The 21,976-nt window shown below is 45.6% G+C and carries 32 protein-coding genes; 31 read left to right on the forward strand and 1 reads right to left on the reverse strand.

Going from position 1 to position 21,976, the window contains the following annotated elements; translation table 11 throughout:
- The first annotated feature begins 1 nt into the window (after position 1).
- The 9 genes from T456_RS0105035 to T456_RS19205 all read left to right on the forward strand — a co-directional run bounded on the left by T456_RS0105035 (position 2) and on the right by T456_RS19205 (position 9,489).
- Entirely contained in the window at positions 2 to 1,741 is a 1,740-nt protein-coding gene (locus T456_RS0105035) for a sensor histidine kinase (protein WP_024865205.1), read from the forward strand.
- 100 nt (positions 1,742 to 1,841) lie between these two features.
- Positions 1,842 to 3,248: an extracellular solute-binding protein gene (locus T456_RS0105040; protein ID WP_024865206.1), complete on the forward strand. Its 1,407-nt coding sequence runs from the start codon at positions 1,842 to 1,844 to the stop codon at positions 3,246 to 3,248.
- Positions 3,249 to 3,329: 81 nt separating this feature from the next.
- A complete protein-coding gene (locus tag T456_RS0105045; protein ID WP_024865207.1) occupies positions 3,330 to 4,217 on the forward strand; it encodes a carbohydrate ABC transporter permease in 888 nt (295 codons plus the stop codon).
- Position 4,218: 1 nt separating this feature from the next.
- Positions 4,219 to 5,070 (forward strand): carbohydrate ABC transporter permease, encoded by an 852-nt coding sequence (locus T456_RS0105050; protein ID WP_024865208.1) that lies wholly within the window; start codon positions 4,219 to 4,221, stop codon positions 5,068 to 5,070.
- 2 nt (positions 5,071 to 5,072) lie between these two features.
- Complete coding sequence (locus T456_RS0105055; RefSeq protein WP_024865209.1) at positions 5,073 to 5,825, forward strand: response regulator transcription factor; 753 nt, start codon at positions 5,073 to 5,075, stop codon at positions 5,823 to 5,825.
- A gap of 5 nt (positions 5,826 to 5,830) precedes the next feature.
- Positions 5,831 to 6,967 carry an N-acetylglucosamine-6-phosphate deacetylase gene (nagA, locus tag T456_RS0105060; protein WP_024865210.1) on the forward strand — a complete coding sequence of 379 codons (1,137 nt, stop codon included), beginning with the start codon at positions 5,831 to 5,833 and terminating at the stop codon, positions 6,965 to 6,967.
- A gap of 144 nt (positions 6,968 to 7,111) precedes the next feature.
- Complete coding sequence (locus tag T456_RS0105065; RefSeq protein WP_024865211.1) at positions 7,112 to 7,327, forward strand: hypothetical protein; 216 nt, start codon at positions 7,112 to 7,114, stop codon at positions 7,325 to 7,327.
- Positions 7,328 to 7,340: 13 nt separating this feature from the next.
- Positions 7,341 to 8,582: an AfsR/SARP family transcriptional regulator gene (locus T456_RS0105070; RefSeq protein WP_024865212.1), complete on the forward strand. Its 1,242-nt coding sequence runs from the start codon at positions 7,341 to 7,343 to the stop codon at positions 8,580 to 8,582.
- Positions 8,583 to 8,763: 181 nt separating this feature from the next.
- Positions 8,764 to 9,489, forward strand: coding sequence for a GTP pyrophosphokinase (locus T456_RS19205; protein ID WP_081748989.1), 726 nt, complete (start codon positions 8,764 to 8,766; stop codon positions 9,487 to 9,489).
- 94 nt (positions 9,490 to 9,583) lie between these two features.
- Here the strand turns inward: T456_RS19205 and T456_RS0105080 are convergent, their stop codons facing one another.
- Positions 9,584 to 10,447, reverse strand: a complete 864-nt coding sequence (locus T456_RS0105080; RefSeq protein ID WP_024865213.1) for a class I SAM-dependent methyltransferase — start codon at positions 10,445 to 10,447, stop codon at positions 9,584 to 9,586.
- A 521-nt stretch (positions 10,448 to 10,968) separates the two neighbouring features.
- On the opposite strand from T456_RS0105080, the gene rpsJ reads away from it, so the two are divergent.
- The 22 genes from rpsJ (at position 10,969) to secY (ending at position 21,952) form a co-directional block, all read left to right on the forward strand.
- On the forward strand, positions 10,969 to 11,280 hold the full coding sequence (gene rpsJ / locus T456_RS0105085; RefSeq protein WP_013279995.1) for a 30S ribosomal protein S10: 312 nt from the start codon (positions 10,969 to 10,971) through the stop codon (positions 11,278 to 11,280).
- A gap of 134 nt (positions 11,281 to 11,414) precedes the next feature.
- Entirely contained in the window at positions 11,415 to 12,098 is a 684-nt protein-coding gene (gene rplC, locus T456_RS0105090; protein ID WP_024865214.1) for a 50S ribosomal protein L3, read from the forward strand.
- 26 nt (positions 12,099 to 12,124) lie between these two features.
- Positions 12,125 to 12,748 (forward strand): 50S ribosomal protein L4, encoded by a 624-nt coding sequence (gene rplD / locus T456_RS0105095; RefSeq protein WP_024865215.1) that lies wholly within the window; start codon positions 12,125 to 12,127, stop codon positions 12,746 to 12,748.
- Entirely contained in the window at positions 12,748 to 13,047 is a 300-nt protein-coding gene (gene rplW, locus T456_RS0105100) for a 50S ribosomal protein L23 (RefSeq protein ID WP_024865216.1), read from the forward strand. The genes rplD and rplW overlap by 1 nt, the downstream gene beginning before the upstream one ends.
- Before the next feature lie 122 nt (positions 13,048 to 13,169).
- Complete coding sequence (gene rplB, locus T456_RS0105105; RefSeq protein WP_024865217.1) at positions 13,170 to 14,012, forward strand: 50S ribosomal protein L2; 843 nt, start codon at positions 13,170 to 13,172, stop codon at positions 14,010 to 14,012.
- An 11-nt stretch (positions 14,013 to 14,023) separates the two neighbouring features.
- Positions 14,024 to 14,314, forward strand: a complete 291-nt coding sequence (rpsS, locus tag T456_RS0105110; protein ID WP_024865218.1) for a 30S ribosomal protein S19 — start codon at positions 14,024 to 14,026, stop codon at positions 14,312 to 14,314.
- Positions 14,315 to 14,344: 30 nt separating this feature from the next.
- Complete coding sequence (rplV, locus tag T456_RS0105115) at positions 14,345 to 14,740, forward strand: 50S ribosomal protein L22 (RefSeq protein ID WP_024865219.1); 396 nt, start codon at positions 14,345 to 14,347, stop codon at positions 14,738 to 14,740.
- A 20-nt stretch (positions 14,741 to 14,760) separates the two neighbouring features.
- The gene (gene rpsC, locus T456_RS0105120; RefSeq protein ID WP_022778093.1) at positions 14,761 to 15,432 is read left to right on the forward strand and encodes a 30S ribosomal protein S3; all 672 of its coding nucleotides are present in this window, start codon (positions 14,761 to 14,763) and stop codon (positions 15,430 to 15,432) included.
- Positions 15,432 to 15,863 carry a 50S ribosomal protein L16 gene (rplP, locus tag T456_RS0105125; protein WP_024865220.1) on the forward strand — a complete coding sequence of 144 codons (432 nt, stop codon included), beginning with the start codon at positions 15,432 to 15,434 and terminating at the stop codon, positions 15,861 to 15,863. Before rpsC ends, rplP begins: the two co-directional genes overlap by 1 nt.
- Positions 15,860 to 16,069, forward strand: coding sequence for a 50S ribosomal protein L29 (gene rpmC / locus T456_RS0105130; protein ID WP_024865221.1), 210 nt, complete (start codon positions 15,860 to 15,862; stop codon positions 16,067 to 16,069). Before rplP ends, rpmC begins: the two co-directional genes overlap by 4 nt.
- Before the next feature lie 37 nt (positions 16,070 to 16,106).
- On the forward strand, positions 16,107 to 16,361 hold the full coding sequence (gene rpsQ / locus T456_RS0105135; protein WP_013280005.1) for a 30S ribosomal protein S17: 255 nt from the start codon (positions 16,107 to 16,109) through the stop codon (positions 16,359 to 16,361).
- A gap of 20 nt (positions 16,362 to 16,381) precedes the next feature.
- Positions 16,382 to 16,750 (forward strand): 50S ribosomal protein L14, encoded by a 369-nt coding sequence (gene rplN, locus T456_RS0105140; protein WP_024865222.1) that lies wholly within the window; start codon positions 16,382 to 16,384, stop codon positions 16,748 to 16,750.
- Between the two features lie 12 nt (positions 16,751 to 16,762).
- Complete coding sequence (gene rplX / locus T456_RS0105145; RefSeq protein ID WP_024865223.1) at positions 16,763 to 17,092, forward strand: 50S ribosomal protein L24; 330 nt, start codon at positions 16,763 to 16,765, stop codon at positions 17,090 to 17,092.
- 23 nt (positions 17,093 to 17,115) lie between these two features.
- The gene (gene rplE, locus T456_RS0105150; RefSeq protein ID WP_024865224.1) at positions 17,116 to 17,655 is read left to right on the forward strand and encodes a 50S ribosomal protein L5; all 540 of its coding nucleotides are present in this window, start codon (positions 17,116 to 17,118) and stop codon (positions 17,653 to 17,655) included.
- A 22-nt stretch (positions 17,656 to 17,677) separates the two neighbouring features.
- A complete protein-coding gene (locus tag T456_RS0105155; RefSeq protein WP_022764364.1) occupies positions 17,678 to 17,863 on the forward strand; it encodes a type Z 30S ribosomal protein S14 in 186 nt (61 codons plus the stop codon).
- 234 nt (positions 17,864 to 18,097) lie between these two features.
- The gene (rpsH, locus tag T456_RS0105160; RefSeq protein WP_024865225.1) at positions 18,098 to 18,499 is read left to right on the forward strand and encodes a 30S ribosomal protein S8; all 402 of its coding nucleotides are present in this window, start codon (positions 18,098 to 18,100) and stop codon (positions 18,497 to 18,499) included.
- A 15-nt stretch (positions 18,500 to 18,514) separates the two neighbouring features.
- The gene (gene rplF / locus T456_RS0105165; RefSeq protein WP_024865226.1) at positions 18,515 to 19,054 is read left to right on the forward strand and encodes a 50S ribosomal protein L6; all 540 of its coding nucleotides are present in this window, start codon (positions 18,515 to 18,517) and stop codon (positions 19,052 to 19,054) included.
- A gap of 21 nt (positions 19,055 to 19,075) precedes the next feature.
- Positions 19,076 to 19,444: a 50S ribosomal protein L18 gene (rplR, locus tag T456_RS0105170; protein ID WP_024865227.1), complete on the forward strand. Its 369-nt coding sequence runs from the start codon at positions 19,076 to 19,078 to the stop codon at positions 19,442 to 19,444.
- Between the two features lie 18 nt (positions 19,445 to 19,462).
- Positions 19,463 to 19,972, forward strand: a complete 510-nt coding sequence (rpsE, locus tag T456_RS0105175; RefSeq protein WP_022764367.1) for a 30S ribosomal protein S5 — start codon at positions 19,463 to 19,465, stop codon at positions 19,970 to 19,972.
- Positions 19,973 to 19,987: 15 nt separating this feature from the next.
- Entirely contained in the window at positions 19,988 to 20,176 is a 189-nt protein-coding gene (gene rpmD, locus T456_RS0105180; RefSeq protein ID WP_022778101.1) for a 50S ribosomal protein L30, read from the forward strand.
- 16 nt (positions 20,177 to 20,192) lie between these two features.
- Positions 20,193 to 20,633: a 50S ribosomal protein L15 gene (gene rplO, locus T456_RS0105185; RefSeq protein WP_024865228.1), complete on the forward strand. Its 441-nt coding sequence runs from the start codon at positions 20,193 to 20,195 to the stop codon at positions 20,631 to 20,633.
- Positions 20,633 to 21,952, forward strand: coding sequence for a preprotein translocase subunit SecY (gene secY / locus T456_RS0105190; protein ID WP_024865229.1), 1,320 nt, complete (start codon positions 20,633 to 20,635; stop codon positions 21,950 to 21,952). The genes rplO and secY overlap by 1 nt, the downstream gene beginning before the upstream one ends.
- Positions 21,953 to 21,976 lie beyond the last annotated feature (24 nt).

The following is a 21,976-nucleotide window of genomic DNA, read 5'->3' on the forward strand; positions in this document are numbered from 1 at the left end:
AATGAAAAGTAAAAAGACACTGAAATGGCAGATGCTAAGGTTTTTGGCGATTGGATGGCTTGTTCCGTTAACGGCTATTGTGCTGCTGTTTCTGGTGGTGGTGACTGGAAGGCTCGACAGACAGAGCGAGCGGACCATTACCACATCTATGGAAAAGGCGGCGGAGATCTGTATTCTCCGCCTTTCTGATTGTATAGACGCATCCAAGAACGCGTCTTATCTTCCTTATGTAAGGGATGCCTGGAATGCCTACGAGAAAAGCGGCGATGAGGGCAAACTCTACAACGACGTCACCGTATTTCTTGCGGAGCAGTACAAATACAATCCAAGTTTTGACATGACGGTGCTCATATTTACTGATGAGCCCGAAAACATATACTACACCGGCAATACTACCGGCCGCGGCAGCGTCTCAAGAATACGCTATTTCAAGGACTCCGTAAGGGCAGAGGTACTAAAGCGCTCCAAAGACCTGGATACCAGGACAGAGTTCTTTTCCTCAAGGGGTCATGTGTACATGATAAGAAACCTGATGAACAGAAGCTTTAAAAGCTACGCGGTCCTGGTGATGGAGCTTAACCCTGAGCAGATCTTCGAGAGTCTTAAGAGCGTCTGGGAGTACCGGGGAATGCAGATCTCTTTTGACGATGAGCTTCTCTGGTCCGAAGGCGATGAATTTGAGTTTCACGCAGCACTTCCTTATGCCGATAAGGCCATCATGACAAGGCAGGGGGGAAAAGATCTGGTGGCATGCCGCAAGAAGAGCGTTGACGGCAATTTCAACTATGCAGTAGCCTACGACTCGGGCGCAGTAAACCTTGAGAAGAGGTCCATCAATGTGACTTTCGGGATTGTTCTTTTGTTCCTGATCCCTCTTATCGCAATGATGATCTACTTCTTCAACAGCAGGATCAACAGGCCCATTACCACCCTCACCGAGGCTTCCAAGCAGCTTGCTGAGGGCAAGTACGGAATAAAGGTGGAGGAGAGCACAAAAAGGCAGGAGGGTGAGATTGCAGATCTTACCCACAACTTCAATCTCATGTCCGACAAGCTCAGCGAGCAGTTTAACAAGATATTCGTTGAGGAGATTGCACTTCGTGATGCCAATATTCATGCGCTGCAATCCCAGATAAATCCTCATTTCCTCAATAACACCCTGGAGATCATCAACTGGGAAGCCAGGATCCACGGCGAGGAGAAGGTCAGCAGCATGATCGAGGCACTGTCCACCATGATGTCAGCCACCATGGACAGAAACAGGCAGTCGCTTATCACAATCTCTGAGGAGATGGAGTATGTAAGGGCCTATCTCTACATAATAGAATGCAGATATCAGGACAGATTCGCCTATGAGGAAGAGATCGATCCGCTCCTTCTTAATGTGAAGGTGCCAAGGCTTATCATACAGCCGGTCATCGAGAATGCCGTAGAATACGGAAGCGAGGACAACGGCGCAAGGCACGTATCCCTGAAGATACAGGGAACCGCCTATGGAGAAGAGGTTGACATGCAGATCATAATCATCAACCCCGGAGAGCCCTCCTCTGAAGATATGGAAAAGATCCGTGAGCTCCTTTCGGATGACCTGGAGATAAAGCCCATGGAAGAGAGGACAACCCGTATCGGAATCAGGAATGTTAACCGAAGACTTAAGATGATCTACGGGGGAGACAGTCATCTTACTATCGAACCTGATGGAAAAGGAAATACAATTAGCACTATTTTTGTCAAAAAATAACAATTTCAGCAATCCGCTTTAAAGACCCTCCTTGGTATCCTTAAGATACAAAAAACGAAGGATTTGCGCACTGACAGCGCAGAAGGGAGAAAGTATGAAAATGAAAAAGCTTACCGCAGCTCTGATGACAGCAATCATGACTGCATCCATGGTAGTAGGATGTGGAAGTGCTGCTCCTGCACCTGCAGAACCCTCACCCGCCCAGACCGAGGCACCCGCAGCTGAGACACCCGCTGCTGAGGAGCCCGCAGCTGAGACTGAGGCAGCAGGCCCTGTTGAACTCACCGTAACCACAACATTCGCAGGCGAGGACAGCAACGCTCAGAATTACAAGAATGCAGTTGCCGGCTGGGAAGCAGCTACAGGCAATACTGTAAGCGATACTTCAGCAACATCCGATGAGACCTTTAAGACAAGGATCATCACAGACTTTGAGACAGGCTCAGAGCCCGACGTTCTGTTCTTCTTCAACGGAGCAGACGCAAATGATTTCGTCAATGCAGGCAAGGTTGTTTCCATCGACGAAATCAGAGCAGAGTTCCCTGACTTTGCATCCAACATGAACGATGACCTCATCGCAGCTTCTCCTGCAGATGGCGTTAAGTATGCAGTTCCCGTAAACGGATACTGGGAAGCAATGTTCGTAAACACAGCAGTTCTTGATGCTGCAGGCGTAGCAATGCCCGGCGCAGACTACACATGGGATCAGTTCCTTGAGGACTGCCAGAAGATCAAGGATGCAGGCTATGCACCTATCGCAGCAGCTCTTGGCAACATTCCTCACTACTGGTGGGAGTTCGCGATCTTCAATCAGCAGACACCCGCAAATCACCTGGATATCCCCGGCGCAGCAGATGATGCTACAGGATCACAGTGGGTAGCAGGACTTGAGGATATCAAGACCCTCTATGAGAAAGGCTATTTCCCTGACAACACACTTTCAGCTACAGATGATGAGACCTTCGCTATGTTCACAGACGGCAAGGCAGCATTCCTTCTTGACGGTTCCTGGAAGGTTGGCGGTATCGTTGGTTCCTGCCAGTCAGATCCCGAGGATCCTTCAACTCTTGACGCTGACAAGCTTGCTAACTTTGATGTTACCTACTTCCCCGGCAAGGGAAATCGTAAGACAACTGATATGATCGGCGGTCTTTCAATGGGTTACTACATCACAAAAAAGGCATGGGATGATCCCGACAAGAGAGCAGCAGCTGTAAGCTTCGTTTCTTACATGACAAGTGATGAGGTTGTTCCTCAGTTCGCACAGCACACAGCATCAGCTCTTAAGAATGCTCCCGCTGTTGACGAGACACAGTTCAATGCTCTTCAGGTAAAGGCTATGTCCATGATGAGTGGTGTTACATCTCTTACAGGCGCAGTTCAGGATCTCTTCAACGGAGACTGCAGAGTATCTACCTTCGACGGAATGCCTGACATCGTTGTAGGCAATGTATCCGCAGCAGATGCAGTTCAGGAAGGTATCGATGTTTATCTCGATGCTCAGTAATTTCTAAAGACAGTTAGACCTGTGAGTTTTTCGACCGGCAATGAAACAAATTGCCGGTCGATTTTTAAAGAGGGGTTATGTATGTCTAACATTTACAAAAGCAAAAAATACGTTTTCTTTTTCCTTGCACCGGCATTTATCTTTTTGATCCTTTATCTGTATTATCCCTTTTTTGTAAATATATACGGAAGCTTCAGGGCCATTAAGAATCTTGGAACCTACGGGACCAAATGGAACGATCCCTGGTATGAGAACTATGTGAAGCTGGTTACGGACCCGGTTGTCCGCACTTCACTGAAAAACACATTCCTTATGATAATTGCAACCATCGTCGGCCAGGTTGGAATAGCTCTTTTGCTGGCGATCCTTGTTGACAATATAGAGAAAGGCACTCAGTTCTTCAGGACGGTATACTTCTTCCCCATCGTTATTTCGGCTACTGCGCTGGGGCTATTGTTCAACCTGATCTTCCTGTATGACAAAGGTATGCTGAATCAGTTCCTGGAACTGTTTGGAAAGACTACCCTTACCGACTGGAAAGGCGAGAAACTGGCAATCCTTACCATGATGATCCCTGTTGTGTGGCAGTATGTGGGATTCTACTTTGTAATCCTTGAGACGGGCCTTAACAACATATCCCAGGAGCTCTACGAATCGGCAGCCATCGACGGCGCCACAAGATTCCAGAGGGTAATCTACATTTCACTTCCGCTTCTTAGAAACGTTATCTGCACCTGCCTTACTCTTGGTGTAACCGGAGCTCTAAAGGTATTCGATCTTCCATGGACCATGTTCCCCAAGGGAATGCCCCTTAAGGAGACCTTCCTTACCGGAACCTACATGTACTACCAGACCATGGAGGCCAAGAACGTTGACTACGGCGCAACCCTTGCGGTTCTCATCGTAGTTCTGGGTGTTGTGCTCTCAAGGATCACGAGAGCAGTGTTCAAGGAAAGCGAGGACTTCTGATATGAAGAGGAATAAACTGGGGCTGACAGCCCTCTATATCATATTGGGTGCCTGGGCACTTACCACCATTTACCCGCTTTTCTGGGTTCTGGAGAACTCCTTCAAGGCCAAGGACAAGATCCTTCAGCAGAGCTTTGCGCTGCCCATCGGACCGCTCTTTACCCTGGCCAACTACCGAAGGGCCTTCGAGAGACTTGATATCGCCCACGCATATATCAACAGTATTTTCATCTCCGGCTGCGTAACCGTGGGAGTTATGCTGCTGGCGGGGCTTGCATCCTTTGCCCTTGTAAGATTTGATTTCAGGATAAAGAAGCTGTGCCACACCATGGTAATAGCAGCCATGATGTTTCCTGTTTTTTCCACCATCATTCCCGTATATACCATGGAGACAAGCTGGCACATCACCAATACCGACAGCTGGATCCTTAACATGATCTCGGTTATCCTTCCCCAGGTGGCGGGAAACCTAAGCTTTGCCATCATCGTGCTCATGGGCTATGTGCAATCACTGCCTCTTGAGCTGGAAGAAGCGGCTCATCTTGAGGGCTGCTCCATACCACAGATCTTTTTCAGGATCGTGCTGCCCCTTGGCAAGCCATCCTTCGTGACTGTGGCAATTTTCTCATTCCTGTGGAGTTACAACGACCTGTTTACCCAGATGTTCTTCTTGAGAAGACCTGAGATGCAGGCCATCACAAGGCTTTTGAACGAGCTGACCTCCAAGGAGGGTACCAACTACGGACTTATGGCTTCCGCTGTTACCCTGGTAATCATACCTGTAATTGTTGTTTATATTTTTCTTCAGAAGTATATAATTAAAGGTATGACAGCCGGTGCCGTGAAGGGATAAGTATGAGAAAGGTTATTATCGTTGACGATGAGCCCCTTATTGTTGAGGGACTTCGCAAGATTGTTGAGTGGGAAAAATACGACTGTGTTGTAGTGGGGACTGCAGCCTCTGCAAAAGAGGGGCTGGCCATGGTAGAGAAGCATGATCCGGACATTCTTTTTACTGATATAAGGATGCCCGGCATGGACGGACTTACCATGGTGGCTGCCCTGCGCTCAGAGCACAGGGATCTTCAGGTTGTGGTGCTGACAGGCTACAGGGATTTCGATTATGCCCGTCAGGCCCTTAATCTTGGCGTATTCCGCTATCTTGTTAAACCTTCCAAAATGAAAGAACTTAATGAAACCATGGAGGCGCTGTCCGAGAAGTTTTCCCGGATCGAAGAACAAGCTAAGACCACGGCCTCCCAGGGTCAGGATGACAATGCCAGTGCCAACAACTTTGTGGTGAACCAGGCCATCAGCTACATGGAGCAGCACTACAAGGAGAAGCTTCAGCTCACCGATGTTGCCGAGAAGGTCTATGTGAGCCACTGGCACCTTAGCAAGCTCCTTAACAGCACGGGCAAGAGCTTTTCGGATGTTCTTAACGAGATCAGGATCGAGAACGCCAAGAAACTTATGGAGGACTCATCCCTTCATATCGCGGACATTTCAGAGAGAGTGGGATTTGTGGACACAGCCCATTTTTCCAGAGTGTTCAAGAAGTACACCGGCATGAGTGCCAACGAATACAGAAACAGATATCTGAGGTGATTAAGATGAAGATTACAGGTGCTTTGGTTTTCGGAGAGAATCAGACTTTTGTGAAAAGAGATATCAATATGAGGGACGGCAGATTTACGGGCAGTTCCGATCCTTCGGAGGAAGTATTTGACGCCTCGGGGTGCTATGCAATCCCGGGGCTTGTTGATATTCATTTCCACGGAGCCATGGGAAGCGATGTCTGCGACGGAGGCTTTGATGACTTCGTAAAGATCGCTGAATATGAGCTCTCAAGGGGAGTTACGGCCATCTGTCCCGCAACACTGACCCTTCCTGTGGAAACCCTTAAAAACGTTCTTGCAACCGGAGCTGAGTTTGCAAAGGAAGACAGGCAGGATTGTTCAGAGCTTGTTGGCTTTAACATGGAGGGACCCTTTATCAGCAGAGTCAAGAAGGGCGCCCAGAATGAAGAGTTTATAATCAATTGCAATCCCAAAATTGTCGAGGAATTTGTGGAGGCTTCCAATGGCCTTCTTAAGATCATAGGCATCGCGCCCGAATGCAACGAAGGCTTCGAGGAGTACATCAAGGCAGTTAAGGACAAGGTTACAGTATCTCTTGCCCACACGGCAGCTGACTACGACTTTGCAAAAAGAGCCATCAATGCCGGTGCCTGCCACGCTGTTCACCTTTACAACGCCATGACGGGAATGGACCACAGAAATCCCGGAGTTGTGGGAGCTGTGTTTGACAGTGACAATGTTACCGCAGAGCTTATCTGTGACAACATCCACATTCATCCCGCAGTTGTAAGGAACACTTTCAAGATCCTTGGCAAAGACAGGATGATACTTATAAGCGACAGCATGCGTGCCACCGGAATGCCTGACGGAGAGTATGACCTTGGCGGAATGCCGGTCGAGAAGAAAGGCAGAGAGTGCAGGCTCAAAGAGGGCGGAAGCATCGCAGGATCGGGCTCTGATCTTATGGACTGCCTGACAATAGTTGTTAAGACAATGGGGATCCCTCTTGAAAAGGCTGTGGCTGCAGCTACGATAAATCCCGCAAGACGCATCGGAATCGATGACCTTCACGGTGAAATCGCAGAAGGCAAATATGCAGATCTGGTGCTTCTTGACAAGGACACTCTTGAGCTGAAGGCAGTATTTAAGAGAGGTAAGAAGGTAGTATAACCTCAAAACACAGATAAAAACTCACCATACTATACAATCCGCGACAAAAAACGTACAATTTGCGACAATCATCGTTTTTCCTATACTATATGAGATATCCTTATGGTGTAGGAATAACAACATTTTTATCAGGGGGCACATGAGATGGATAATCTTATGTTTGATGAAATGGGAATGATGGTTGTTTCAGAAAACCATTGTTGCGAACACTTCGAACCCAACGACGATGCCCTTGTTCCAATGAGGGAGTGCTGGTGCTGTAAATGGTCAGACTTCAGAGCGGACAAAGGAAACGGACTATCGGACGGCTATAGTATCTGCAATTACATTGGCAACGCCAAGGAGGCAGTCAACAGATAATTGAGGTGACATTATGGGTGAGGAGAAAACAAATAAGATAAAAATACAAATGTTTGGCGGCCTTGCAATCACATACGATGGAAGGAATGTTTCCATTGGCAAGAACAAAACCGCCAAGTATATACAGCTTCTGGAAATTGTTTGGCTCAGCGGTGATATCGGAATTCCTAAGGAACAGCTCACTAATATCCTTTATGACAGGGAGGAGCAGTCAAACTTAAGCAACAGCTTTAACAATCTGATCTATCAGATGCACAAGCAGCTGAGCAAGTCCGGACTTCCGGAACACGACTACATCGTGAACAGAGACGGCATCTTCTTCATGGATGAGGAAGTTGACATGGATCTGGATGTTGTAAGGTTCATGAGAAGCGTGGAGAATGCCAGAAAGGCAGACGATCTTTCAGAGCAGATCGCTTTTTATAAGGATGCTTTTGATGAGTATGTGGGTGAAGTTCTTCCCGAGCTTTCCACTCAGGAGTGGCTTATCATCAAGAGTGTGCAGCTTCAGAAGATGTACACCGAGTGCGTCATAACCCTCGGCCAGTACTATGAAGAGAAACGCGATTACGAATCCATGTACAGAGTATACAAGAGAGCTGCAGAACTCTACCCCGACGAGGAGTGGCAGGTCGGTGAGATCAACGCCCTTATCGGTATGGAGTCCTTCAAGGAAGCTTATGCTGTATATGATGAGACCGTAAGATATTACACTGATGAACTGGGAATCACACCCAGCAGCGACCTTCTTGCCTGCTACGACAAGATGAGCCGCCAGATCACCAATACTCCCGGCAAGATCCTTCAGATCAGGGACGGTATCCTTGAGCAGAGAGATTCTGTGAGAAGACATGATGAAGGCGCATACGATTGCTCATTCCCGAGTTTTATCGATGCGTACCATATCCTCAGCCGCAACATGGAGAGAAGCGGCCAGTCCGTTTACATGATGCTTCTTAACATCGTGGATTACGAAGGCAAAAGAATCACCAACGCCGCCAAACTTGAGACAAGAGCGAACCTCCTCCAGGAGGCCATCTCGTTGACCTTAAGACAGGGCGATACCTATTGTAAGTACTCGGCATCGCAGTTCCTTCTCCTTCTGGTAGGTACCAACAAGGAGAGCTGCAAAATTGTTTACAGAAGAATACTGAACAAGTTCAAGACTCTGGCCGGTCCCAGAACCGAACTTGAATACAGTGTTGTTTCTCTGGCAGATCTGCCTGACAGGCTGCCTATAGCAAGTAACAATTAACAATTAAGGTATATCACCCTGTTAAACAGGGGCTTGTGGTTTTTTTATGAGGGATTCCGCGCGGTGTAACAGCTGCGCGGAATATTTTTGCCTGTAAGAAATTCTTTATAATTCGTTCACAGAGTTTTAAAAGGATGGGATTATAATTAAATGGAGAAATTATGGGAAAGGAAGTGAGTCCATGGCAGTAGAGCATTTAGACTACTCCAAAATGAACTTCACCGGTATAACAGGGGGCGCAAACAAATACAATACTGAGGAGATCACACAGGTCGACGTAGAGAAACTCCTCAAAATGAAAGATCAGATCGAGGGTTTCAGAGTCATGATGATGAAATATGACTGTGCACTCTCGGAGATCAGAACCAAACTTGACGTGCTGAACAAGGACCTTGCTCTTCGGAACAAGAGAAATCCTTTTGAAGCCATCAAGATGAGGATAAAGACACCGCTTAGCATCTACAACAAGCTGGAGAGCAAAGGTGTTGAATTCACTCTCGAGAACATTGAAAAAGAACTTTCGGATATAGCCGGAATTCGTGTTATATGTTCCTTTGTGGATGACATCTATATGCTGGCCGATTGTCTTACCAAGCAGGATGACATAAGAGTCATACAGCGCAAGGATTACATCAAGAAGCCCAAGAGCAGTGGATACAGAAGTCTTCACCTTATCATCGAGATTCCTATTTTCCTGACTCAGGACAAGGAATACATGAAGGTTGAGGTACAGTTCAGAACCATAGCCATGGATTTCTGGGCAAGCCTCGAGCACAAGATGAAGTACAAAAAAGATATTGAAAACGCCGACGTTATAACTGAAGACCTGAAGTTCAGTGCAGACCTCATCAATCAGATCGACATGAGGATGCAGCAGATCCGTGAAAAGATCGACGAAACTGAATAAAGAATCAAAAATGCACATTCTCTGATCATGACAGAAGTCACAGAGTAATGTGCATTTTTATTGCTTGTATAATGATAAGGACAGTTCTTTAGTATTATTGTGCGGTCCATCTTCCGCTGGCACCGCAGGGAAGGATCAGCCCGTTTGATTTAACGGGAAGACCGATTTCGCCGGCTTCCACTGTTCCCTTGTGAATGGGATCAAGCACAGTGTGGAGCATATAGGAGAGAACTGCGGGCTGCAGTCCCGTGGTGTATGAATTAATAAGGAAGAACAGGGGATCATCCGAAAGAAGCTGTGAAGTCAGCTTGATAAACGGAAATACCGAATCCTCTATTTTCCAGATCTCGCCCTTGGGGCCTCTTCCGTAGGAAGGGGGATCCATGATTATGGCATCGTATCTGTTGCCGCGGCGGATCTCTCTCTCAACGAGCTTAACACAGTCGTCCACAAGATACCTTATGGGCGCTTCGGCAAGTCCCGATGCAGCCGCATTTTCTTTTGCCCATAAAACCATTCCCTTTGAGGCATCCACATGAGTTACCGCGGCGCCGGCCTTTGCTGCGGAAACGGTTGCTCCGCCGGTATAGGCAAAAAGGTTAAGGACCTTAATGGGGCGATTTGCTTCCTTTATTAATGTAGAGAACCAATCCCAGTTGGCAGCCTGCTCAGGGAAAAGACCTGTGTGCTTGAAGCTGAAGGGCTTCAGATTAAAGGTAAGGTCTTTGTAGGAGATGGACCACTCCTCGGGCAGCTTGTTGAACTCCCATTCACCGCCGCCTTTGTTGCTGCGGTGGTAGTGGCCGTTGGGTTTCTTCCAGCCGAAGTGATTCTTGTCGGTGTTCCATATTACCTGGGGATCGGGACGGACAAGAAAATAATCTCCCCATCTCTCAAGCTTCTCCCCGGAGGAAGTGTCTATTACTTCATAGTCTTTCCAATTATCTGCAATCCACATATATATTCTCCAATGCTGTTTCTTCTATAATAAAATAACACTTATATGATATACTAAATTAAATTTTGTTACAATTGCACGAAGCATTTTACCGTTAAGGGGTTGACAGGTCTATATGCATATGACAAAAGATTAAATTAGATCAAGAAAAACAGTCGTAAAACGCTGATTTTGGGATAAAAGAGATTAATTTATAAAAAGTTGTTGCATATGCACAAAAAATGTTTTATACTAACAAACGCTGTGACATGATAGCTATGAAGCGTGAGGTTGCTGCTTTATCCAGTTAAGCAGGTTTTCCGTGGAGCGAATGTCTAGAGGCCGGAATAATGGCCAAACAAACTGACGACAAGTCACTGTACAGACAATTCTAAGTCTGCCTCTTAACCCAGGGCAGAAACGACGTGTAGAGAGTTCCATGAGCCTTACTATGTGTTAAGGGTCGGGACACACACGGGAGAGTGTACAGTCACCGCTTGTCGTACTTCATCAAAAAGTGCGAAAAGGAGGCGACTTTTTTTATGGCAAATCAGGTAATGAGAATTACACTTAAGGCTTATGATCATCAGCTTGTTGATGCATCTGCCAAGAAGATCATCGAGACAGTCAAGAAGAACGGATCTCAGGTGAGCGGACCGGTGCCTCTTCCTACTAAGAAGGAAGTTGTTACTATCTTAAGAGCTGTTCACAAGTACAAGGATTCCAGAGAGCAGTTCGAGCAGAGAACACACAAGAGACTGATCGATATCATCACACCTACATCAAAGACTGTTGAGGCTCTTCAGAGACTCGAGATGCCTGCAGGTGTTAACATCAATATCAAAATGAAATAATTAACTATCAATCACCTCTACTAGTATGATGCGAGACGCATGATGCCGTGATAACTGGATAATTGTCAGATGACAATTGACGACATTGCGAACGAAGTAAGCATCCGCTGTAGACGTAATAAGGAGGTAAAATCATGAAGAAGGCTATTTTAGCTACAAAAGTCGGAATGACTCAGATCTTCAAAGAGGATGGTTCACTGGTACCTGTAACTGTTCTTCAGGCAGGTCCTTGCGTAGTAACACAGATCAAGACAGTTGAGAATGATGGTTACAGCGCAGTTCAGGTTGGCTTTGTTGACAAGAAGGAAAAAGTTGTTAACAAGGACAAGAACGGTAACAAGACAATCTACCATCGTCACGGAGCAACAAAGGCTGAGCAGGGTCATTTCAAGAAGGCCGGAGTTTCTTGCAAGAGATTTGTAAGAGAGTTCAAGTTTGAGAACGCAGCTGAGTACGAGCTTGGCGCAGAGATCAAGGCAGATATCTTTGCTGAGGGCGACAAGATCGATGCTACAGCAGTATCAAAGGGAAAAGGATTCCAGGGTGCCATCAAGAAGAATGGTCAGCACAGAGGACCTATGGCTCACGGTTCCAAGTTCCACCGTCATCAGGGTTCTAATGGTTCAAGTTCAGATCCCAGCCGTGTATTCAAGGGTAAGGGAATGCCTGGTCACATGGGCAGCGTAAAGGTAACAGTTCAGAATCTTGAGGTTGTAAGAGTAGATGCTGACAAGAATCTCATTCTTGTTAAGGGCGCTATTCCCGGACCTAAGAAGGGACTTGTTACAATCAAGGAAACAGTAAAGGCTGAAAACTAATAGAACGCGAAAGGAGGACCATACAGATGGCTAATGTATCTGTTTACAATATGGAAGGCAAAGAAGTTGGCACAATCGATCTGAGCGATGCTATCTTCGGAGTTGAAATAAACGAACATCTCGTACACATGGCTGTTCTTCAGCAGCTCGCTGATAAGCGCCAGGGTACACAGAAAGCAAAGACACGTTCTGAAGTTTCCGGAGGCGGAAGAAAGCCTTGGAGACAGAAGGGAACAGGTCACGCAAGACAGGGTTCTATCAGAGCTCCTCAGTGGAAGGGCGGCGGAGTCGTATTTGCTCCCGTTCCCAGAGATTACTCTTTCAAGATGAACAAGAAAGAGAAGAGAGCAGCCCTCAAGTCTGCACTTACAGACAAGGCTCAGGCAGGCAACCTTATCGTTGTTGATGAGCTCAAGTTTGATGAGATCAAGACCAAGAAGTTTGCAGAGGTTATGAACAACCTCAAGGCTACACGTAAGGCACTTGTTGTTCTGGCTGACAATGATCAGAACGTAGTACTTTCAGCAAGAAACCTTGCAGAGGCTAACACAACTCTGACAAACACACTTAATGTATATGATATCGTAAACGCAAGAACACTCGTCCTTACAAAGGATGCAGTAGCAAAGATTGAGGAGGTGTATTGCTAATGGCAGCATTACAGTATTATGACGTAATCCTTAAGCCCGTTCTTACAGAGAAGAGCATGAACGCAATGGCAGACAAGAAGTACACTTTCCTTGTTAATCCTGAAGCTAACAAGACACAGATCAAGGAAGCTGTAGAGAAGATGTTTGAGGGAACAAAGGTTGCTAAGGTTAACACCCTCAACGCTGACGGAAAGAGAAAGAGACGTGGCATGATTGTAGGCTACACAGCTAAGACCAAGAAAGCCATCGTTCAGCTCACAGAGGACAGCAAGGACATCGAGATCTTCCAGGGACTCTAATTTGAACACCTTCGGTGCTCATCACAATAACTACTAACTATACGTGTGAACCCAATTTTTGAGTCCGGGGTTCGGGCGATGAAGATCGCCTAGGCGCGTGATAAAAAGAAGGAGAAATAATCATGGGAATTAAGAAGTACGGCCCTTATACCCCATCCAGAAGAAACATGACAGGATCTGATTTCTCAGAGATCACAAAGTCAACTCCCGAGAAGTCACTTCTGGTTTCTAAGAACAGCAAAGCTGGACGTAACAACCAGGGTAAGATCACTGTAAGACATCGCGGATGCGGCGGCAGAGTTAAGTACAGAATCGTAGATTTCAAGAGAAACAAGGACGATATGCCTGCAAAGGTTATCGGAATTGAGTATGATCCTAACAGATCAGCAAATATCGCACTCATCCAGTACGAGGATGGCACAAAGGCTTACATCCTTGCACCTAACGGATTGACAGACGGAATGACAGTTATGAACGGTGCTAACGCAGAAATCCGTGTTGGTAACTGCCTCCCTCTTTCACAGATCCCTGTCGGTGAAAACGTACACAACATTGAGCTTTATCCCGGTAAGGGCGGCCAGATGGTTCGTTCCGCTGGTAACGCAGCTCAGCTCATGGCTAAAGAAGGTAAGTATGCAACACTTCGTCTTCCTTCAGGCGAGATGAGAATGGTTCCTATCGAGTGCAGAGCAACAATCGGTGTTGTAGGAAATGGTGATCACAACCTTATCAACTATGGTAAAGCCGGTCGTGTTCGTCACATGGGCATCCGTCCTACAGTTCGTGGTTCTGTTATGAACCCCAACGACCATCCTCATGGTGGTGGAGAAGGACGCGCACCTATTGGACGTTCAGGTCCCAGCACACCTTGGGGCAAGCCTGCTCTTGGTTACAAGACACGTAAGTCTAAGAAGGCTTCTAACAAGCTGATCGTAAGAAGAAGAAACGGTAAAGCCATCAAATAAGGAGGAATGAAATGTCTAGATCACTTAAAAAGGGACCTTTTGCAGACGCAAGCCTGCTCAAGAAGATAGATGCTATGAACGCAGAAGGCCAGAAGCAGATTATCAAGACCTGGTCACGTCGTTCAACAATTTTCCCGTCTTTTGTTGGACACACAATAGCTGTTCACGACGGAAGAAAGCATATTCCTGTATATGTTACTGAGGATATGGTTGGTCACAAGCTCGGTGAGTTCGTTCCCACCAGAACATTCAGAGGACACGCAGGCAGCTCTCCCGTTGAGAGAAAGAGCAGCGTAAACTAATCAGTGATTCAATGAAAGGAGGTCTATTCCGTGGAAAAGGAAATCAAGCATAGAGCACAAATTAAAAGAACAAGAAATCATGACAATAGAGAAACAAGACCTTTTGCAAAGTTATCTTACGCAAGAATACCTGTTCAGAAGGCATGCTTTGTCATGGACGCTATCAGAGGAAAGGATGTAGAGACTGCACTTGCAATTCTTGCATACAATCCCAGATATGCTTCAAGCGTAATCTACAAGCTTCTTAACAGTGCTGTAGCAAACGCTGAGAACAACAAGGGCATGAACAGATCAAATCTCTACATTGCTGAGTGTTATGCAAGCAACGGCCCTATCATGAAGAGAATTCAGCCTAGGGCACAGGGCAGAGCATACAGGATCAACAAGAGAATGAGCCATCTGACTGTTGTTTTGGACGAGAGATAATCGAAAGGAGAAACCTAAGAATGGGACAGAAAGTTAATCCTCATGGTCTCAGAGTTGGTGTCATCGCTGACTGGGATTCAAAGTGGTATGCTGAATCTGGCGATTTCGCCAATAATCTGGTAGAAGATTACAATATCAGAAAATTTCTGAAGAAGAAGTTATATGCAGCTGGTGTTTCTAAGATTGAGATCGAGAGAGCATCAGACAGAGTAAAGGTTATCGTTTACACAGCTAAGCCCGGTGTTGTTATCGGTAAGGGCGGTGCTGAGATCGAAGTAACCAAGAAGGAGCTTTCAAAGCTCACAGACAAGAAGGTTCTTGTTGATATCAAAGAGATCAAGAAACCCGATAAGGATGCACAGCTTGTTGCAGAGAACATCGCTCAGCAGCTCGAGAACCGTGTATCATTCAGAAGAGCAATGAAGTCCTGCATGAGCAGAACAATGAAGACAGATGCACTTGGTATCAAGGCATGCTGCTCAGGCCGTCTTGGCGGTGCTGATATCGCTCGTTCCGAGTTCTACAGCGAGGGTACAATCCCGCTTCAGACTCTCAGAGCTGATATCGATTATGGTTTTGCTGAGGCAGATACTACCTACGGTAAGGTTGGTGTTAAGGTATGGATCTACAAGGGTGAAGTACTTCCGACCAAAGCAGGTGAGAATTCAGATAAGGAAGGGAGCGATAAATAATGTTAATGCCAAAGAGAGTTAAGCACCGCAAGCAGTTCCGCGGTTCAATGGCTCATAAAATTACTCGTGGTAACACAATCACTTATGGTGATTTCGGAATTGTTGCGCTTGAGCCTTGCTGGATCAATTCAAACCAGATTGAGGCAGCCCGTGTAGCTATGACACGTTTCATCAAGCGTGGCGGTCAGGTTTGGATAAAAATCTTCCCTGACAAGCCTATCACTTTAAAGCCTCTTGGAACACGTATGGGTTCCGGTAAGGGCGCAGTTGATAGATGGGTAGCTGTTGTTAAGCCTGGTCGTGTTATGTTTGAGATCGGCGGTGTTGCCGAGGCAGACGCAAGAGAAGCTCTTCGTCTTGCAACACACAAACTTCCTTGCAAGTGCAAGATCGTTTCAAAGGCTGATTTGGAAGGCGGTGTATCTAAATGAAGACAAATAAGTATGTAGACGAGCTTAAGGCTAAGTCTGCTGACGAGCTTCAGACAGAGCTTGTTTCAGCAAAGAAGGAACTTTTCAACTTGAAATTCCAGAACGCTACAAACCAGCTGGATAATACAGCAAGAATCAAAGAAGTAAGAAGAAATATTGCAAGAATCCAGACTGTAATCACACAGAATGCTAAGGCTGCTAACTAAGCCGAAGCGAGCTTAAATTTATAAAGGAGAATTAACCGTGGAAAGAAATTTAAGAAAAACGCGTGTTGGAAAAGTAACAAGCGATAAGATGGATAAGACCATCACAGTTTCCATCGAGGACCATGTTAAGCATCCTCTTTACAAGAAGATCGTGAAGAGAACATATAAGCTTAAGGCTCATGACGAGAATAACGAGTGCCGTATCGGTGACACAGTTAAAGTCATGGAAACAAAACCTATCTCCAAGGATAAGAGATGGAGACTTGTATCCATTATTGAACGTGCAAAGTAATTCGAAAAAGGAGAAATATCATGATTCAGCAGGAAAGTAGACTTAGGGTCGCTGATAACACAGGTGCCAAAGAGCTCCTTACAATCCGTGTTATGGGCGGATCTACAAGAAGATATGCGAGAATCGGCGACACAATCGTTGCTACTGTTAAAGAAGCAACACCCGGTGGAGTTGTAAAGAAGGGTGACGTTGTTAAGGCTGTTGTCGTTCGTACTGTAAAAGAGACACGTCGTAAGGACGGTTCCTACATCAGATTTGATGAGAACGCTGCTGTTGTTATCAATGAGGATGGTACGCCTAAGGGAACACGTATTTTTGGACCCGTAGCCAGAGAGCTTCGTGAGAAGAAATTCATGAAGATCCTTTCTCTTGCTCCGGAAGTATTATAAGGAGGCGCCTAGATGTCAACAAGTAAGATTAAGAAGGGCGACATGGTTAGAGTGATCGCCGGTAAAGATATCGACAGAGAAGGCAAGGTTCTTTCTGTAGATACAAAGAACGGAAAGGTTGTCGTAGAGGGCATCAACAAAGCCACAATTCACGAGAAGCCTTCAGCAAAGAATCCTAATGGCGGAGTTGTAACAAGAGAAGCAGCTCTTGATATCTCCAACGTAGTTTATCTTCACAAGGGACAGCCTACCAAGATCGGATTCAAGGTTGAGAAAGATGAGAATGGTAAGGTTGTAAAGAAAAACCGTATCGCTAAGAAGACTGGCGAGGTTATCGACTAATCGGAGAAAGGAGGTAAAAAGCGTTGAGTAGATATAAGGATTTATACAAGAGCGAGATCGTGGATGCCATGACAAAGAAGTTCGGTTACAAGAACGTTATGGAAGTTCCCAAGCTCGACAAGATCGTAGTTAACATGGCAGTAGGAGAGGCTAAGGAGAACGCTAAGCTTCTTGAGAACGCTGCAAATGATATGGCAATCATCACAGGTCAGAAGCCTGTTTACACAAAGGCTAAGAAGTCAATCGCTAACTTCAAGTTAAGAGAGGGTATGCCTATCGGATGTAAGGTAACACTCCGTGGCGACAAGATGTACGATTTCCTTGATCGTCTCGTAAACCTGGCTCTTCCTCGTGTACGTGACTTCAGAGGTATCAACCCCAACTCTTTTGACGGAAGAGGAAACTATGCTCTCGGACTTAAAGAGCAGCTTATCTTCCCTGAGATTGAGTATGACAAGATTGACAAGACAAGAGGTATGGATATCATCATCACAACAACTGCTAAGACAGATGAAGAGGCTCGTGAGCTTCTTACACTGTTCAATATGCCTTTTGCAAAGTAATTAAGGAGGGAAATAAGACACAATGGCTAAATTATCCATGAAGTTGAAACAGCAGATGAAACCTAAGTTCTCTACACGTGCTTATAACCGTTGTAAGATCTGTGGTCGTCCTCATGCTTATCTTAGAAAGTACGGAATCTGCAGAATTTGCTTCCGTGAACTTGCATACAAGGGCGAGATTCCCGGTGTTCGTAAGGCATCTTGGTAAAACTAATCACTTAGCGAGGTCTTTTCGAGCTTAGTGTACTAGTTTGTTCTGGCGAGGGCGCAGCCCGAGAGCAGAACTTCCCTGTGAAGTCAGTGCTCTTGATCAGAACATTCCATGTGGCCCAGGATGGGGGCCACGATATTACTAATTTTTTTCGCATTGCGGCTTCGTGTCTCTGCTCAATTTGGGGAGTAGTAAGGCGAAGCAAAAATAAATAAGGAGGCAAATATTAAAATGGCAATGAACGATCCTATTGCAGATATGCTTACAAGAATTCGTAACGCTAACACTGCAAAACATGACACAGTAGACGTTCCTTCTTCAAAGATGAAACTTGCAATCGCAAACATCCTTCTGGAAGAGGGCTACATCAAGAAGTTAGACGTTGTTGATGACGGTTCTTTCAAGAATCTTCACATAACACTTAAGTACGGTGCTGACAGAAACGACAGAGTTATTACCGGTCTTAAGAGAATCTCAAAGCCTGGTCTTCGTGTATACGCAGGCAAGGATGAGCTTCCCAGAGTTTTAGGTGGTCTTGGTATTGCTATCATTTCTACAAACCAGGGCGTTGTAACTGACAAAAAGGCAAGAGAGCTGCAGGTTGGCGGCGAAGTTCTTGCATTTATTTGGTAAATTGGAGGTACGGGCATGTCACGAATTGGAAAAATGCCAATCGCAGTTCCTGCTGGAGTAACAGTAGAAGTTGCAGAAAATAATAAGGTGACTGTAAAGGGACCTAAGGGAACCCTTACAAGAGTTTTCCCTGCAGAGATGATTTTCGAGCAGGCTGATGGTCAGATCGAGGTTAAGAGACCCGATGATCAGAAGAGAAACAGAGCATTACACGGTCTTTCAAGAAGCCTTCTCAACAACATGGTTGTTGGTGTAACAGATGGTTTCGAGAAGAAGCTTGAGGTTAACGGTGTAGGTTACAGGGCTGCTAAAAACGGCAAGACACTCTCTCTTACACTTGGTTATTCACACCCCGTAGAACTGGAAGATCCTGAAGGAGTCGAGACAGTTGTTGAGGGTCAGACAATCACAGTTAAGGGAATCGATAAAGAGGCGGTTGGCCAGCACGCTGCTATCATCAGAGAGAAGAGAGCTCCCGAGCCTTACAAGGGCAAAGGAATCAAGTACGCTGATGAGGTTATCAGACGTAAAGTTGGTAAGACCGGTAAGAAATAATTAAGATAAGGAGAGTGCAAAATGGTTAGTAAAGAATCAAGATCAAAAGTTCGTGCTAAGAAGCACATGAGGATTCGTAATCGTTTCAGCGGTACAGCTGAGAGACCTAGACTCGCAGTATTCAGAAGCAATAACCACGTATATGCTCAGGTTATTGATGACGTTGCTGGCAAGACACTTGTATCTGCTTCAACTCTTGAAAAGGATATCAAGGCCGAGCTTAAGAATACAGATGACATCGAAGCAGCAACAAAGGTTGGTGATGTTGTAGCTAAGAGAGCATTGGAGAAGGGTATCAAAGCCGTTGTATTTGACAGAGGCGGATACATCTATCACGGTAAGGTTAAGGCTCTCGCTGATGCAGCCAGAGAAGCAGGCCTGGAATTCTAAGAAGGGAGAAACTATCAAATGAAGCGTAATATCGTTGATGCAAGTCAGCTGGAATTAACAGATAAAGTTGTAACCATCAAGCGTGTTACTAAGGTTGTTAAGGGTGGACGTAACATGAAGTTCACTGCACTGGTAGTAGTTGGTGACAACAATGGACACGTTGGTGTTGGTCTGGGAAAATCAACAGAAATCCCGGATGCTATCCGTAAGGGTAAGGAAGATGCTACAAAGAACCTGATCACTGTACCTCTTGATGAGAACAACAGTATCACACATGATTTCATTGGCAAGTTCGGTTCAGCCGAGGTTCTGCTTAAGAGATCACCTGAAGGTACCGGTATCATCGCCGGTGGTCCCGCTCGTTCCGTATGTGAGCTTGCAGGAATCAGAAACATCAGGACAAAGTCACTTGGTTCAAACAACAAGCAGAACGTTGTATATGCTACAATCAATGGCCTTGCTCAGTTGAAGACACCTGAAGAAGTTGCAGCAAAGCGCGGTAAATCTGTAGCAGAAGTAACCGCTTAATAAAGGAGAAAATCAATGGCAAACGAGAAAAAGCTTAAGATCACATTGGTTAAGTCCACAATTGGTGCTGTACCTAAGCAGGTAGCAACCGTAAAATCAATGGGATTCAAGAAACTTAACAGTAGCGTAGAGCTGCCTGATAACTCTGCAACAAGAGGACAGATCCAGCAGATCAGACACCTCGTTAAGGTTGAAGAGATTTAATTGAAGGAGGAATATCATGGAATTATCCAACTTAAGACCTGCTGAGGGTTCTGTACAGAGTGATAATTTTAGAAGAGGCCGCGGTCATGGTTCAGGAAACGGCAAGACCGCAGGTAAGGGTCACAAGGGTCAGAAGGCTCGTTCAGGAGCTCCCAGACCCGGTTTCGAAGGTGGTCAGATGCCTCTGTTCAGAAGACTTCCTAAGAGAGGCTTCAAGAATATTAACCACAAAGAAATCGTTGGAATCAACGTAAGCGTACTTGATGTATTTGAGGATGGAGCAGTAGTTGATATCGATGCTCTCAAGGCTCAGGGTATCATCAAGAAGGAGCTTGACGGTGTTAAGATCCTTGGTAACGGCGAAATCACAAAGAAACTCACAGTTAAAGCTAATGCCTTCAGCGCAGCAGCTAAAGAAAAAATCGAGAATGTTGGCGGGACAACAGAGGTGATCTAATGTTTAAATCCTTAATGAATGCATTAAAGGTCAAAGAAATAAGAATGAAGATTCTTTTTACTTTCCTGATGCTCTGCGTGATCAGACTTGGATCTGCTATTCCGGTACCCGGAATGAACACAGCAGTTTTCCGTAACTGGTTCAGCGGGCTCACAGACAGTGATGCTTTTGGTTTTATGGATCGATTCACGGGTGGATCTTTTGAGAACATGTCAATTCTGGCACTCAATATCACACCTTACATTACATCATCTATTATCATCCAGCTTCTTACTATTGCTATTCCCAAGTTTGAGGAGTGGCAGAAGGACGGAGAAGAGGGAAGAAAGATACTGACAGCCATCACTAGATACATTACAGTAGGTTTGGCGCTTATCGAGTCAGTTGCTATGGCAATCGGTTTCTACAGAAGTGAGAATTTCCTTACAAGTAAGTCAATTTTCCTTATTTTCCAGATTGCTATCGCCCTTACTGCAGGTAGTGCATTCCTTATGTGGGTTGGTGAGAGAATCACAGAGAACGGTGTTGGAAACGGTATTTCAATCGTTCTGACTATCAACATTCTTTCCAGAATGCCGTCAGACATCAGTTCACTCTTTGAGCAGTTTGTAAACGGCAAGCCCATTGCAAGGGGAGTCGTTTCAGCAATAGTTATTATCGCAGTTATCATAGCAATGGTAGTTCTTGTAGTACTTCTTAACGGCGCAGAGCGCAGAATTCCTGTGCAGTACGCCAAGAAGATACAGGGCAGAAAGACCTACGGCGGAAATCGTTCAGAGATACCTCTCAAGGTCAACACTGCAGGCGTTATGCCTATTATCTTTGCAATGTCTCTGTTCCAGTTCCCTATCATCATCACACAGCTGACAGGGTATAAGGGAACAGGCTGGTGGGGCAAGTTCGTAGCTTACCTCAACCAGAGTAACTGGTGTAATCCTAATCACTGGAACTATTCAATCGGACTTTTAGTTTACATACTGTTACTTATTTTCTTCGCATATTTCTACACCTCAATTACTTTCAATCCTATTGAGATTGCAGAGAATATGAAGAAGCAGGGTGGCTTTATTCCCGGTATCAGACCCGGAAAGCCTACCAGCGAATATCTTACAGGTATTCTGAATTACATCATCTTCATCGGAGCATGCGGACTCACCATTATCGGTGTACTTCCCATCTTCTTCAACGGTGTATTCGGAGCTAGGGTTTCATTCGGCGGAACATCACTTATCATCGTAGTAAGTGTTATCCTTGAGACCATCAAGCAGATCGAGTCACAGATGCTTGTTCGTAATTACAAGGGATTCCTGGAAGACTAAAGAGATTAGAGAGGTGACAGCGCC

This window comes from Butyrivibrio sp. FCS014 (genome assembly GCF_000526935.1).
Classification (GTDB): Bacteria; Bacillota; Clostridia; order Lachnospirales; family Lachnospiraceae; genus Butyrivibrio.